We start from the raw sequence: 13,844 nt of genomic DNA, 5'->3' as shown, positions 1-13,844 counted from the left end.
TGATGCTGTGATGCTTTTCTGCTGTGGTGACCGCGTCAGCCGGCCAGGCGGCGGGTCGCCTCGCCGAGGCGCTCCGCGACGGTGCCGTCGATGACCTCGTCGCCGACCCGCACCGAGATCCCGCCGAGGACCGAGGGGTCCACGTCCAGGTTCAGGTGCATCTCGCGGCCGTACAGCTTGGCGAGGGCGGCACCGAGGCGCTGCTTCTGCCGGTCCGACAGCGGCACCGCCGAGGTGACGACCGCGACCATCCGGTCCCGGCGCGCCGCGGCGAGCTTGGACAGGGACTCGAGTCCCGCTTCCAGGCTACGTCCCCGGGGCTGGGTCACCAGACGGACGACCAGGCGCTCGGTGGTCGCGTGGGCCTTGCCGCCCAGCAGGCTGCGGAGCAGCGTGCCCTTGGCGGTGGCCGTGGCGGCCTTGTCCGTCAGCGCCGAGCGGAGCTCGGTGCTGGAGGACACGATCCGGCCGAAGCGGAACAGCTCGTCCTCGACTCCGTCGAGGGTGCCCGCCTTCTGCGCCGCGGTGAGGTCCGCGGTGTTCGCCAGCTCCTCGGTCGCGTCGACCAGGTCGCGCGAGCGCGACCAGCGGGAGCGGACCATGCCCGAGACCAGGTCGGCGGTCTCGCCGCCCACCTGACCGCTCAGGAGTCGCTGCGCGAGTGCGGCCTTGGCCTCACCCGACTGGGCGGGGTCGGTCAGGACCCGGCGCAGCGACACCTCGCGGTCGAGCAGCGCGGTGACGGCGGCGAGCTCGTCCGCGAGCTTCGTCGCGTCGACCGGGGTGTTGTCGGTCAGCGCGTCGAGGGACTCACGGGCGGCTGCCAGTGCCTCACGGCTCGCTCCGTTCATCGGACGGCCTCTGCCTTCTCCTCGAGCTCGTCGAGGAAGCGGTCGATCGTGCGGCTCTGGCGGGCGGTGTCCTGGAGGGACTCGCCGACCAGCTTGCCGGCCAGGTCGGTGGCGAGCTTGCCCACGTCCTGGCGCAGCGACGCGGACGCCGCCTTGCGGTCCGCCTCGATCTGCGCGTGGCCGGCCGCGATGATCTCCTCGCGCTGGCGCTGGCCTTCCGCCTTCATCTCCTGGATGATCGCGGTGCCCTGCTCCGTCGCCTCCTGGCGAAGACGCGCGGCCTCGTGGCGGGCCTCGGCGAGCTGGGCCTTGTACTGCTCCAGCACACTCTGAGCCTCGATCTGGGCCGACTCGGCCTTCTCGATGCCACCCTCGATGGCCTCGCGGCGCTCGTCCAGAACCTTGTTGATGTTCGGGAGGAGCTTCTTGGCGAGGAAGCCGAAGACGATGACGAAGGCGATCAGGCCGATGACGAGCTCGTCGAGATGCGGGATCAGAGGAGGCTGGGGCTCCTCCGCCGCCGCAAGAAGCAGAGCGTTCACATCAGTGCCTTCCGTAAAAGTGGCTGTCGTCGAAATCGGGCTTAGTAAACGAAGCCCATGACGATGCCGATGAGGGCGAGCGCCTCACAGAAGGCGAAACCCATGATCTGGTTGGTACGGATCAGGCCGGCGGCCTCGGGCTGGCGGGCGAGGGCCTGGGTGCCGTTACCGAAGATGATGCCGACGCCGACGCCGGGGCCGATCGCGGCGAGGCCGTAACCGATGGCGGCGACGTTTCCTTCGACAGCGGCGAGGGTCTGGAGAGCGGACATGCCGGTTCTTCCTTCTCTTTCAAGGACCCGGTGGGGGTTGGCCACCGGACGACTGTTGGTTTGTGGGGTGTGCTGCCGGTCGGGGCCGGACTCAGTGGTGCTCGGAGAGCGCGCCCTGGATATAGCTGGCGGCCAGGAGGACGAAGACGTACGCCTGGACGGCCTGGATGAAGAGCTCGAACGCGGTCATGACGATGACCATCACGAACGACGTGGCGGCGTAGACGATGCCGAGGCCGTTGAGCAGGTACCAAGAGGCCAGCGAGAACATCACGATGAGCAGGTGACCGGCGAACATGTTCGCGAACAGTCGGACCGCGTGCGTGAAGGGCCGGATCAGCAGGTTCGAGAAGAACTCGAGGACGACGACCAGGGGAAGGATCGGGCCGAGCGACTTGTCGTAGCCGACGATGTTCTTCCAGCCACCGACGAAGCCGTGCTTCTTGAAGGTGAGCGAGACCCAGACGACGTAGACGACAAGCGCCAGGGCCACCGGGAACGCGATCAGCGAGGTGACCGGGAACTGGGCCAGCGGGATGATCGACCAGAGGTTCATCATCCAGACGAGGAAGAACAGCGTCACCATGAGCGGGACGTACTTCTCGCCGTCCTTCTTGCCGATGATCTCGTAGACGATGCCGCGGCGCACGAAGTCGTAACCGGCCTCGCCGACCATCTGCATCTTGCCGGGGATCAGCTTCGGCTTGCGGAAGGCGGCCCAGAAGAACCCGACGACCACGACGGAGCTCAGGATCGCGAGCAGCATGGGCTTCGTCAGCTCGAAGCTGCCCCACGTGGCGATCGGCTCGTACATGAACGTGTGCAGGCCCGGCGCCGGGAAGCCACATCCGGTGAAGATGTGGCAATCCGGGTCGAAGGCAAGCGTCTGGTCAGCACTCACCGCGGGCTCCTTCAGCGTGGCGCATAGGTACGGCAACCTCGTTGTGTCGGCGCGGCACGCAGCCGCGGGTCGGCACTGGACTGGTCTTACGGATAAGGGGGCGGCGGTTCGGCTTCGAGCCTCGCGCTGGGACAGGCGTCTCGGATGCCCGCGCCCGCAGTGCCGCAGTTGGCACCGGACGATAGCAGGAAGCCGAACGCGGCTTTATCCCGGCCCTACCCTTCACGACTTCGACCCCGTGTTTCCGGGGTCGATGTAGCTGATCTTGGCCTTCATGTAGGCCCGGGCCTGCGCGGCGACCCACACGACGGTCGCGGCGAGCAGCGTGAAGGCGAAGGCCTTGAAGTCGAACAGCGTGGTGTTCTTGAGCAACGCAAGGAAGATGAAGAGCACCAGGAGCTGGGCCGTGTAGAGCATCAGCCCCATCGCCTGGAACAGGTGCGGCAGCGACTTCGCCGTGCGCTGGAGGACCAGCTGTCCGATCCCCATGAAGAGGATGACCACCAGGGTGCCGACGACTCCGCCGAGTGCTCCCTTGCCACCGGCGACCACCCCGCTGACGACCGTGGCGACGGCGCCGACGGCTGCGGTGGGGATGACGGTGTGCAGAAGGATGCGTGCGTCGTTGGACGGCATGGCGGTGTCTCCGCTTGATGGAGGGGGCGATGGTGTCGTCATGGACGAGCGTAAGCCCGGTCCGAGGTGGGTCTCGGGGCCAACGGACCGTCGCACTACGGTCTTTCGGCACTGTCGCCGGGTCTCGTGAACGGTATCACAAACTATTTGAATAGGTCTTTACCCATAAGGTGTGCCAGTTGTCACACATGAGGGCTACACCGCGCGTGTGTGCGCGACAGCGGTGCGGCTTGTCTGGTAATGACCGCTGCCGCGCCCTTCGTCAACTCGGCGTTCCGGCCTTCCGCCGGTCGGTGAAGCGCGCGCGGTTGCCGATGGCGGTGGCGCCGTTGATGCCGGCGGGCACCGGGACCCGCTCCGTCCCGGCCGCGACCGGCTCCGGGACCGTCTCCGCCTCCGCGGCCGGGGCCGGCTTGCGGCGCCGGTAGCGGGGCGGCACGACGGACTCGGCCCAGCGGGGCGCGCGCGGCGTGAAGCGCGGCATCAGGAGCAGCACCAGGCCGATCGCGCTGAGCGCGACGACCCCGAGGACGATCCACATCGAGGTCGAGTGGACCGAGTACGCCAGCGTCCCGAAGGCGATCAGGGCCGACCAGAAGTACATGATCAGCACCGCGCGGCTGTGCGAGTGGCCGATCTCCAGGAGCCGGTGGTGCAGGTGGCCGCGGTCGGCCGCGAACGGCGACTGGCCCTTCCAGGTGCGGCGCACGATCGCCAGGACCAGGTCCGCCATCGGGATCGCGATGATCGTCAGCGGCAGCAGGAGCGGGATGAAGACCGGCAGGGCGGCGTGGGTGGCCTCGCGGGTCGAGCCCTCGAAGAGCTTCAGCACGTCGGGGTCGACCTGACCGGTGATCGAGATGGCGGAGGCGGCCAGGATCAGGCCGATCAGCATCGAGCCGGAGTCGCCCATGAAGATCCGCGCCGGGTGCATGTTGTGCGGCAGGAAGCCCAGGCACATGCCCATGAGGATGGCGGTGAAGAGCGTGGCGGGGGCGGCGGCCTCGATCGTGTAGCCGTACCAGAGGCGGTAGGCGTACAGGAAGAAGGCGGTGGCGGCGATGCAGACCATGCCGGCGGCGAGGCCGTCGAGGCCGTCGACGAAGTTCACCGCGTTGATGGTGAGGACCACCAGGGCGACGGTGAGGAGCGTGCCCTGCCCGGGGGTCAGGGAGACGACGCCGACGCCGGGGATCGGCAGCCACAGGATCGTCAGGCCCTGCGCGACCATGACGCCGGCCGAGATCATCTGCGCGCCCAGCTTGATGAGCGCGTCCAGCTCGAACTTGTCGTCCAGGACGCCGATCAGCCAGATCAGGGCGGCGCCGGAGAGCAGTGCGCGGGGCTCGTTGGACAGGTCGAAGACGCTGCCGAGGTTCTGCAGGTTGGCGGCGACGAGCAGTCCCGCGCACAGCCCGAAGAACATGGCGATGCCACCGAGCCGCGGAGTCGGTTCTCGGTGCACGTCGCGGGCGCGGATCTCCGGCATCGCCCCGGTCGCGATGGCGAACTTGCGCACCGGACCGGTGAGCAGGTAGGTCACCGCGGCCGTGACACAGAGCGTCAGCAGGTAATCACGCACGGGCTGCCCCACAGGAATCGCTGGCCATCTCAGCCCCACACCCTAGCCGTGCCGTCCATGTGCTGGGAGACACGCGGGGCGCCCGGACGGTTGCAGCGGGCGTCCGCTCAGCGTCCGTACGGCGGAAACAGGCCGGTCAGCGCGCGGACCTCCGCCCGTACGCGGGCCGTCTCCTCGGGGTCGTCGCGGAGCGCGGCGGTGAACAGGCCGGCGATCCTGGCCATTTCGGGGGCGCCCATGCCCTGGGTGGTGACGGCGGCCGTGCCGAGCCGGATGCCGCGCGCCTCCCCGTACGGCAGGGCGCAGGTGTCGAGGACGATGCCGGCGGCGGCGAGCCGGGTGCGGGCGGTGCGCCCGTCGACGCCGAGGGGGGCGGGGTCGGCGGTGATCAGGTGGGTGTCGGTGCCGCCGGTGGTCGGGGCGAAGCCCTCGGCGGCGAGGGCGGCGGCGAGGACCCGGGCGTGCTCGACCACCCGATGGGCGTACGCGGTGAACGCGGGCGCCTCCGCCTCGCCGAAGGCCACCGCCTTGGCCGCGATCGTGTGCATCTGGGCGCCGCCCTGGCTGAACGGGAACACCGCCCGGTCGATCCGGCCCGCGAGCTCCTCCCCGCACAGGATCATCCCGCCGCGCGGGCCGCGCAGCACCTTGTGGGTGGTGGCGCAGACGACGTCGGCGTACGGGACGGGGCTGGGGGCCGCTCCCCCGGCGACCAGGCCGAGGGTGTGGGCCGCGTCGGCGATCAGGTAGGCGCCGGTCTCGTCGGCGATCTCGCGGAAGAGGGCGTAGTCGAGGTGGCGGGGGTAGGAGATGGAGCCGCAGACGATCGCCTTGGGGCGGTGGTGGCGGGCGAGGGCGGCGACCTGCTCGTAGTCGACGAGCCCGGTCTCGGCGTCGACGCCGTACGGGACGAAGTCGAACCAGCGGCCGGAGAAGTTGGCGGGCGAGCCGTGGGTGAGGTGCCCGCCGTGCTCCAGGCCCATGGCGAGGACCGTGTCACCGGGCCTGAGAAGGGCCGCGTACGCCGCCAGGACGGCCGAGGAGCCGGAGTGGGCCTGGACGTTCGCGTGGTCGGCTCCGAAGAGCGCGGTGGCCCGCCGTACGGCGATCCGCTCGACGGCGTCGGCGTACTCGCAGCCGCCGTGGTGCCGGGCGCCGGGGTAGCCCTCGGCGTACTTGTTGGCGAGCGGGGAGCCGAGGGCGGCGAGGACGGCGGGCGAGGTGAAGTTCTCCGCCGCGATCAGCTGGAGGCTGTCGGCCTGCCGCCGCTCCTCGCCGAGCAGCACGTCGGCGACCTCCGGGTCCTGCCGGCGCAGGACGTCGAGGGCGTCGTGAGGGGGCGCGGTGACCGGCATGGCACCAATGTAGGTACCCCGCGCCGGACGCGCGCGCCGAGCACCGGAGCGCTCGGCGCCGCGCCGCCACTCCCGTCAGGGCCGTCACCACGGGGTCCAGCACCTGGTTGAGCCCCTCCTCCGACGCGCCCCTCGCGCCGCTCGGCCCCGGGGGGCCTCCCGGGCTCCGGGCCGCTGCGCCGGACTCCGTCCGCCGGACGGGGCCGGGGCCGACCGGCTCAGCGCCGCGCCGCCACTCCCGTCAGCGCCGTGACCACCGGGTCCAGGGCCTGGTTGATCTCGTCGCCGATCGAGCGGAAGAAGGTGATGGGGGCGCCGTACGGGTCGTTGACCTCGTCCGCGTCCGGGGACGGGGCCAGGAGCCACCCGCGTAGAGCCGCGGCCGCGCGGACCAGGGCCCGGGCGCGTTCGACCATGCCCTCGTCGCGCGGGTCCGGGAGCGTGGCCGGGTCGATGGCGCGGACCAGGCGGGTGAACTCCTTCAGGGTGAAGGTGCGCAGGCCCGCCGAGTGGCCCATCGAGATGACCTGCGCCCGGTGGTCGCGGGTCGCCGTCAGGACGAGGTCCGCGCGGATGACGTGCTCGTCGAGGAGCTCGCGGCCCACGAAGCCGGTGTGGTCCGCGCCGAAGTCGGCGAGGACCAGCTCCGCGTTGGCCTCCATCGGGGCCCCCTCGTGGCCCCAGGTGCCCGCGCTCTCCACGATCAGGCCGCCGCCGAGGGGGTCCCCGAGCCGGTCGCTCAGGGCGTGGCGGGTCAGCCGCTCGGTGATCGGCGAGCGGCAGACGTTGCCGGTGCTGACGTGGAGGATGCGGAAGGTGTCGCTGTCGTCGTGCCCCGCTATGCCACGCCCCTCAGGGGCGGTCAACTGGCCACCTCGAGGTCGGGTACGACCTTCCGGAGCTCCTCCGGGGAGAGCGCCCCCGCGCGCAGCAGCACCGGCACCGGTCCCGTCACGTCGACGATGGACGAGGGGACGTTGCCGGGCGTCGGGCCGCCGTCGAGGTACACGGAGACGGAGTCGCCGAGCATGTTCTGCGCGGCGTCGCAGTCCTCCGGCGACGGGTGGCCGGTGAGGTTGGCCGAGGAGACGGCCATCGGGCCGACCTCGGTGAGCAGCTCGATCGCGACCGGGTGCAGCGGCATCCGGACGGCGACGGTGCCCCGGGTGTCGCCGAGGTCCCACTGGAGGGACGGCTGGTGCTTGGCGACCAGGGTGAGCGCGCCGGGCCAGAAGGCGTCGACGAGCTCCCAGGCCTGCTCGGAGAAGTCGGTGACCAGGCCGTGGAGGGTGTTCGGGGAGCCGATGAGCACGGGCGTGGGCATGTTGCGGCCGCGCCCCTTGGCTGCCAGCAGGTCCGCCACGGCCTCGCTGCTGAAGGCGTCCGCCCCGATCCCGTACACGGTGTCGGTGGGCAGCACGACCAGTTCGCCCCGGCGGACGGCGGACGCGGCCTCGCGCAGGCCGGTCAGTCGGTCGGTCGCCTCGTTGCAGTCGTATCGCCGTGCCATCAGTTCCCGGCCTCCTCGTACGCGTGGTTCGTCATGGCGGTGATGACGGTCGGGGCCGTCATGGCGTCGCCTTGCGGGCGGTCGCGAAGCGCGGCCGGTTGTTCAGGTCGGGGTGGTCGGCGGCGTCCGCCCAGCCGGCCTCCTCGTTGAAGATCCAGGGCACCTGGCCGCCCTGGGTGTCCGCGTGCTCGATGACGACGAGGCCGCCGGGGCGGAGCAGGCGGTGGGCGGTGCGCTCGATGCCGCGGATGGTGTCGAGGCCGTCCTCGCCGGAGAAGAGGGCCATCTCCGGGTCGTGGTCGCGGGCCTCGGGCGCCACGTACTCCCACTCGGTGAGCGGGATGTACGGCGGGTTGGAGATGACCAGGTCGACCTGGCCGTCCAGCTCGGGCAGGGCGGTGAGCGCGTCGCCCTGGTGGACGGTGACGCGGGAGCCCTCGGCGTTCCTCCGGGTCCAGACGAGGGCGTCGTCGGAGAGCTCGACGGCGTGCACGCGGGAGCGCGGCACCTCCTGGGCCATGGCGAGGGCGATGGCCCCGGAGCCGGTGCACAGGTCGACGACGAGCGGTTCGACGACGTCCATGGCGCGCACGGCGTCTATGGCCCAGCCGACGACCGACTCGGTCTCCGGGCGGGGCACGAAGACGCCGGGCCCCACCTGGAGCTCCAGGTAGCGGAAGAACGCCCGCCCGGTGATGTGCTGGAGGGGTTCGCGGGCCTCGCGGCGGGCGACCGTCTCCCAGTAGCGGGCGTCGAAGTCCGCGTCCTTGACGTTGTGCAGCTCCCCCCGCTTGACGCCGTGCACGAACGCGGCGAGCTCCTCGGCGTCGAAGCGCGGGGAGGGGACGCCGGCGTCGGCCAGCCGCCGGGTGGCCTGGGCCACCTCGGCGAGCAGCAGACTGCGGGGGCCTGGGGGTCGCCCCCCAGAAAGTGACTGCACGCTGGTCCTCCGTGGTGCGGGGTGGGGCTTGAGGGTGGCCGTACGGCCGTACGGGCCGTACGGCCTGTGGGGGCCTTACGCCGCGGCGAGCTTCGCCGCCGAGTCGGCGTCGACGCAGGCCTGGATCACCGCGTCCAGTTCGCCGTCGAGCACCTGGTCGAGGTTGTACGACTTGAAGCCGACGCGGTGGTCCGAGATGCGGTTCTCCGGGAAGTTGTACGTCCGGATCTTCTCGGAGCGGTCGACGGTGCGGACCTGGCTGCGGCGGGCGTCGGCGGCCTCGGCCTCGGCCTTCTCCTGGGCGGCGGCGAGGAGCCGGGAGCGCAGGATGCGCATGGCCTGCTCCTTGTTCTGGAGCTGGCTCTTCTCGTTCTGGCAGGAGGCGACGATGCCGGTCGGCAGGTGGGTGATGCGGACGGCGGAGTCGGTGGTGTTGACCGACTGGCCGCCGGGCCCGGACGAGCGGTAGACGTCGATCCGCAGGTCGTTGGCGTGGATCTCGACCTCGACCTCCTCGGCCTCGGGCGTGACGAGCACGCCGGCGGCGGAGGTGTGGATGCGGCCCTGGGACTCGGTGGCGGGCACGCGCTGGACGCGGTGCACCCCGCCCTCGTACTTGAGCCGGGCCCAGACGCCCTGGCCGGGCTCGGTGGCGCCGTTGCCGCCCTTGGTCTTCACGGCGACCTGGACGTCCTTGTAGCCGCCCAGCTCGGACTCGGTGGCGTCGATGATCTCGGTCTTCCAGCCGACGCGCTCGGCGTACCGGAGGTACATGCGGAGCAGGTCGCCGGCGAAGAGCGCGGACTCGTCGCCGCCGGCGCCGGCCTTGATCTCCAGGATGACGTCCTTGTCGTCGCTGGGGTCGCGCGGGACGAGGAGCAGGCGGAGCCGTTCGGTCAGCTCCTCCCGGTCCTTCTCCAGCTGCTTGACCTCGGCGGCGAAGTCGGGGTCGTCGTGCGCCAGCTCGCGGGCGGTCTCGATGTCGTCACCGGTCTGCTTCCAGGAGCGGTAGGTGGCGACGATCGGGGTCAGCTCGGCGTAGCGCTTGTTGAGCTTGCGCGCATTCGCCTGGTCGGCGTGGACCGAGGGGTCCGCCAGCTTCTTCTCGAGGTCGGCGTGCTCGCCGACCAGTTCCTCGACCGCCTCGAACATGCGGGGGCTCCTGGTTTTCGTCAGTTGCTACGGGGACGCCAAAGCGCCGGTCCCGGCACCCGCGCGGGGCGACCGTGGACCGGCGCAGGGGCTCGCTACTTGTTGGCGGAGCCGGCGGCCTTGCCGAAGCGGGCCTCGAAGCGGGCGACGCGGCCGCCGGTGTCGAGGATCTTCTGCTTGCCCGTGTAGAACGGGTGGCACTCGGAGCAGACCTCGGCACGGATGGTGCCGTCGGTGAGGGTGCTACGGGTGGTGAACGACGCGCCACAGGTGCAGCTGACCTGGGTCTCGACGTACTCGGGGTGGATCTCGCGCTTCAAGGTGTCTCCTATGTTCCGGGAGGGCACCGGGTCGCCGCCGCGGGTTGCGGCATGCGTGAACCGGGGCCGACGTACCAGTCTGCCAGGACCGGCCGCATCTCCCCAAACCGGGGTCGGGCCGGAGGTATTCCCGGGCTGTCGGGCCGACGGTCCGGTCGGCTCTCGGGCCGGGTCTCGGACCGGCTGTCCGGCCGGGTCATCCGACGACGCCCTCGGCCGCTCCGGTGGCGGTGTCCTTCGTCGCGGTGGCGGGGACGGGCAGGTCGGCCCTGAGCGCCTCCCAGACCTGCGCGGACTGCCGCTCCAGGGGCACGACGCGGTTGGGGTCGATCCGGTCGTACACGACGGGCAGGGTGACCATGTGGACGTTCGCGGCGTCGATGCCGGAGAGGCCCCGGGCGAAGCCCGTCAGCTCCTGGACCGAGTCGAGCTCGGAGTCGGGGGTGATGGCCCTGGTGGCGGCGTCGGCGAGGCCGAGGAGCTTCGCCGGGTCGGTGAGGACGCCGAGGCCCTTGACCTGCTCCACGAGGGCCTTGACGAAGGCCTGCTGGAGCTGGATGCGGCCGAGGTCGCTGCCGTCGCCGACGCCCTTGCGGGTGCGGACGAGGCCGAGGGCCTGCTCGCCGTCGAGGGTGTGGGGGCCCGGCGCGAGGTCGAGGTGGCTGTCGTCGTCCTTGATGGGCCGGGTGGTGGTGATCTCGACGCCGCCGAGCTCGTCGATGATCTCCTTGAAGCCGGCGAAGTCGACCTCGACGTAGTGGTCCATGCGGATGCCGGACATCGCCTCGACGCTCTTCACGGCGCAGGCGGGGCCGCCGACCTCGTACGCCGTGTTGAACATGGCGCGGCGCCGGCCGGGGACCTCGGCGCCCTGCGCGTCGACGCAGTCCGGCCTGGTGATGAGGGTGTCGCGGGGTATGGAGACGACGCTGGCCTTCTTGTGGCCCTCGTGGACGTGGACGACCATCGCGGTGTCGGAGCGGGCGCCGCCCTCGTCCCTGCCGTAGGCGCCGTTGTCGCCGGAGCGCGAGTCGGAGCCGAGGACGAGGATGTCCATGGAGCCGTCGTCGACGTCGACGGGGCGCTGGGCGCCGAGCTGGGCGTTGATGTCGACGCCCTGGATGTTGTGGTCGAGCTTCTTGTAGTAGGCGTAGCCGAAGCCGGCTCCGCCGAGGACGAGGACCACGAGGGCCCCCGTGAGGAAGAGCGGCACCTTGCGGCGCCGGCCGCCCCTGCCGCCGCTGTTCGTCTGCTCGGTCATCGCCCCAACCCCCGGCCTTCGGCCCTAGATTCACCTTCTGTGACGGTGGAGGGCGGTAAAGGGTTGCGCGCGGATTCCCCGGGATTCGGGCGGATCCGGGCGGCATCCGGGCGGGAAGAACACCGCGCCCACCGTGTGAACACGGTGGGCGCGGTGGTCGGCGCAGGTCGCGTCAGTCGTTGTTGCTCGCTCCGGGAGTGGTCTTCTGGATCTGGAGGAGGAACTCGCCGTTCGACTTCGTCTGCTTCATCTTGTCGAGGAGCAGCTCGATCGCCTGCTGCTGGTCGAGCGCGTGCAGCACGCGGCGCAGCTTCCAGGTGACGGCGAGCTCGTCGCTGCCGAGGAGGATCTCCTCCTTGCGCGTGCCCGAGGCGTCGACGTCGACGGCCGGGAAGATGCGCTTGTCGGCGAGCTTCCGGTCGAGCTTGAGCTCCATGTTGCCGGTGCCCTTGAACTCCTCGAAGATCACCTCGTCCATGCGCGAGCCGGTGTCGACCAGCGCGGTGGCCAGGATGGTCAGCGAGCCGCCGTCCTCGATGTTGCGCGCGGCGCCGAAGAAGCGCTTCGGCGGGTAGAGCGCGGTCGAGTCGACACCACCGGACAGGATGCGGCCGGAGGCCGGGGCGGCGAGGTTGTACGCGCGGCCCAGGCGGGTGATCGAGTCGAGCAGGACGACCACGTCGTGACCCAGCTCCACGAGGCGCTTGGCGCGCTCGATGGCCAGCTCGGCGACGGTGGTGTGGTCCTCGGCCGGGCGGTCGAAGGTCGAGGAGATGACCTCGCCCTTGACCGACCGCTGCATGTCGGTGACCTCTTCCGGACGCTCGTCGACCAGGACGACCATCAGGTGGCACTCGGGGTTGTTGTGGGTGATCGCGTTGGCGATCGCCTGCATGATCATGGTCTTGCCGGTCTTCGGCGGGGCCACGATCAGACCGCGCTGGCCCTTGCCGATCGGCGACACGAGGTCGATGATCCGCGTGGTCAGCACGCCCGGGTCGGTCTCCAGGCGGAGCCGGTCCTGCGGGTAGAGCGGGGTCAGCTTGTTGAACTCGGGGCGGCCGCGGCCGGAGTCGGCGGCCATGCCGTTCGCGGAGTCCAGGCGGACCAGCGCGTTGAACTTCTCGCGGCGCTCGCCCTCCTTCGGCTGGCGCACGGCGCCGGTGACGTGGTCGCCCTTGCGCAGGCCGTTCTTGCGGACCTGGGCGAGGGAGACGTACACGTCGTTCGGGCCGGGCAGGTAGCCGGAGGTCCGGATGAACGCGTAGTTGTCGAGGATGTCGAGGATGCCCGCGACGGGGATCAGGACGTCGTCGTCGGCGACCTGCGGCTCGCCGGCCTGGAAGTCGTCGCGGCCACGGCGCCCGCGGCGGTCGCGGTAGCGCCCGCGACGGCCCCGGCGACCGCCGGCCTCGTCGTCGTAGTCGTCCTGCGGACCGGCCTGCTGGCCGCCCTGCTGACCCTGGCCGCCGCCCTGGCCCTGACGCTCCTGGCGGTCCTTGCGCTGGCCGCCCTGGCCGCCGCCCTGCTGGTCGTCGCCCTTGCGGTCGCGCTGGCGGTCCCGGCGGTCGCGGCGGTCACCGCGCTCGCCGCGGTCCCGGCGGCCGCGGCCCTCGGCGCCGTCGACGGCGCCCTCGGTCCGGGTGTCGGTCTGCGCCTCGGCCCTGACCTCGCGGGACTCGGTACGGGCTTCCGTACGGGCCTCGGTCTTGACGGCCTGCGCGGTCTCGGTCCCGGCGGCGCCGTCCGGCGAACCGGCGGGGGCGGTGGCGCGGCGCCGGCGGCGCTCGCCGGCCGGCTGCTCGTCGCCGGCGCCCTGCTCCGACGGGGTCTTGGGCGAGGGCTGGCCCGGGATGTCGATCTGCTGCTGGCCGGCGGCCTTCTCGGCCTTCTCCGCCTTGGGGGCGGGGGCCTCGGCCGCGGGCTCGGCGGCGGTCTCGCCCGTACGGGCCTTGGAGGTGGCGCGGCGCTTCGGCTTGGTCTCGGCGGCGTCGGCGGCCTTGGCCGGGGCGGCGGCGCCCCCTCCGGCCTGCGCCTCCTTGATGACCTCGATCAGCTGGCTCTTGCGCATGCGCGCGGTGCCCCTGATGCCGAGGCCGGACGCGACCTGCTGCAGCTCGGCCAGGACCATGCCCTCGAGGCCGGTGCCGGAGCGGCGGCGCCGTGCGGTGCCGCCGGTGGCAGCACCTGCGGCGGGCGCGGCGTTGTCGACACTGTTGTCGGCAGTCACGCCCATCAGATCGGTGGTGTCGCTCACGAAGGGTCCTTCCCTGGAGCGGACGTCGGCCATCTGGCTCGGCGACCGGTTGTGCTGTCCGGCAGGGTCCTGGTGTGTGGACCGAGTCCGGGGCGGTGGTCCCGCCGGGTGCGGCGGAAGAGAGGAAACGTGCTGTGGGTCCGGCCCGAGGCCCCCTGCTCGGCCCTCACGAGAGAAGAGCGAGGGGTGTCGTGCCGGTTCCGGAGCGTGCTCGAAACTGCTCAGGCGGGCTGCTCAGGCAGTTGGGGAGGCTCCCGGAAGAATG

Annotated in this window: 14 protein-coding genes; all 14 read right to left on the bottom strand. The window is 71.4% G+C overall.

What is annotated here, in order from left to right; genetic code table 11:
• Positions 1 to 35: 35 nt before the first annotated feature.
• Positions 36 to 851 carry a F0F1 ATP synthase subunit delta gene (locus tag CP977_RS23700; protein ID WP_062752186.1) on the bottom strand — a complete coding sequence of 272 codons (816 nt, stop codon included), beginning with the start codon at positions 849 to 851 and terminating at the stop codon, positions 36 to 38.
• Positions 848 to 1,393 carry a F0F1 ATP synthase subunit B gene (locus CP977_RS23695; RefSeq protein ID WP_030218869.1) on the bottom strand — a complete coding sequence of 182 codons (546 nt, stop codon included), beginning with the start codon at positions 1,391 to 1,393 and terminating at the stop codon, positions 848 to 850. The genes CP977_RS23700 and CP977_RS23695 overlap by 4 nt, the downstream gene beginning before the upstream one ends.
• Before the next feature lie 41 nt (positions 1,394 to 1,434).
• The gene (gene atpE / locus CP977_RS23690; protein ID WP_006346597.1) at positions 1,435 to 1,665 is read right to left on the bottom strand and encodes an ATP synthase F0 subunit C; all 231 of its coding nucleotides are present in this window, start codon (positions 1,663 to 1,665) and stop codon (positions 1,435 to 1,437) included.
• A 91-nt stretch (positions 1,666 to 1,756) separates the two neighbouring features.
• A complete protein-coding gene (gene atpB / locus CP977_RS23685; RefSeq protein WP_030218874.1) occupies positions 1,757 to 2,566 on the bottom strand; it encodes a F0F1 ATP synthase subunit A in 810 nt (269 codons plus the stop codon).
• A 222-nt stretch (positions 2,567 to 2,788) separates the two neighbouring features.
• Positions 2,789 to 3,202, bottom strand: a complete 414-nt coding sequence (locus CP977_RS23680) for a Cg1360 family ATP-synthase-associated protein (protein ID WP_062752187.1) — start codon at positions 3,200 to 3,202, stop codon at positions 2,789 to 2,791.
• Between the two features lie 262 nt (positions 3,203 to 3,464).
• A complete protein-coding gene (locus CP977_RS23675; protein ID WP_062752188.1) occupies positions 3,465 to 4,784 on the bottom strand; it encodes an MraY family glycosyltransferase in 1,320 nt (439 codons plus the stop codon).
• Positions 4,785 to 4,891: 107 nt separating this feature from the next.
• The gene (locus CP977_RS23670; protein ID WP_062752189.1) at positions 4,892 to 6,139 is read right to left on the bottom strand and encodes a serine hydroxymethyltransferase; all 1,248 of its coding nucleotides are present in this window, start codon (positions 6,137 to 6,139) and stop codon (positions 4,892 to 4,894) included.
• A 218-nt stretch (positions 6,140 to 6,357) separates the two neighbouring features.
• Complete coding sequence (locus tag CP977_RS23665; protein WP_062752190.1) at positions 6,358 to 7,005, bottom strand: arsenate reductase/protein-tyrosine-phosphatase family protein; 648 nt, start codon at positions 7,003 to 7,005, stop codon at positions 6,358 to 6,360.
• Positions 7,002 to 7,649 carry an L-threonylcarbamoyladenylate synthase gene (locus CP977_RS23660; protein WP_062752191.1) on the bottom strand — a complete coding sequence of 216 codons (648 nt, stop codon included), beginning with the start codon at positions 7,647 to 7,649 and terminating at the stop codon, positions 7,002 to 7,004. The genes CP977_RS23665 and CP977_RS23660 overlap by 4 nt, the downstream gene beginning before the upstream one ends.
• A 58-nt stretch (positions 7,650 to 7,707) precedes the next feature.
• On the bottom strand, positions 7,708 to 8,589 hold the full coding sequence (gene prmC / locus CP977_RS23655; protein ID WP_062752192.1) for a peptide chain release factor N(5)-glutamine methyltransferase: 882 nt from the start codon (positions 8,587 to 8,589) through the stop codon (positions 7,708 to 7,710).
• Between the two features lie 75 nt (positions 8,590 to 8,664).
• Entirely contained in the window at positions 8,665 to 9,741 is a 1,077-nt protein-coding gene (gene prfA / locus CP977_RS23650) for a peptide chain release factor 1 (protein WP_062752193.1), read from the bottom strand.
• A gap of 95 nt (positions 9,742 to 9,836) precedes the next feature.
• Positions 9,837 to 10,061 carry a 50S ribosomal protein L31 gene (gene rpmE / locus CP977_RS23645; protein WP_030218896.1) on the bottom strand — a complete coding sequence of 75 codons (225 nt, stop codon included), beginning with the start codon at positions 10,059 to 10,061 and terminating at the stop codon, positions 9,837 to 9,839.
• Between the two features lie 196 nt (positions 10,062 to 10,257).
• Positions 10,258 to 11,322 (bottom strand): LCP family protein, encoded by a 1,065-nt coding sequence (locus CP977_RS23640; protein ID WP_062752194.1) that lies wholly within the window; start codon positions 11,320 to 11,322, stop codon positions 10,258 to 10,260.
• Positions 11,323 to 11,494: 172 nt separating this feature from the next.
• Positions 11,495 to 13,579 (bottom strand): transcription termination factor Rho, encoded by a 2,085-nt coding sequence (gene rho / locus CP977_RS23635; RefSeq protein ID WP_275431378.1) that lies wholly within the window; start codon positions 13,577 to 13,579, stop codon positions 11,495 to 11,497.
• Positions 13,580 to 13,844 lie beyond the last annotated feature (265 nt).

Origin of the sequence: Streptomyces cinereoruber (assembly GCF_009299385.1) — a bacterium.
GTDB classification, from domain to species: Bacteria; Actinomycetota; Actinomycetes; order Streptomycetales; family Streptomycetaceae; genus Streptomyces; species Streptomyces bikiniensis.
This window is presented reverse-complemented; position numbering and strand designations above follow the sequence as displayed.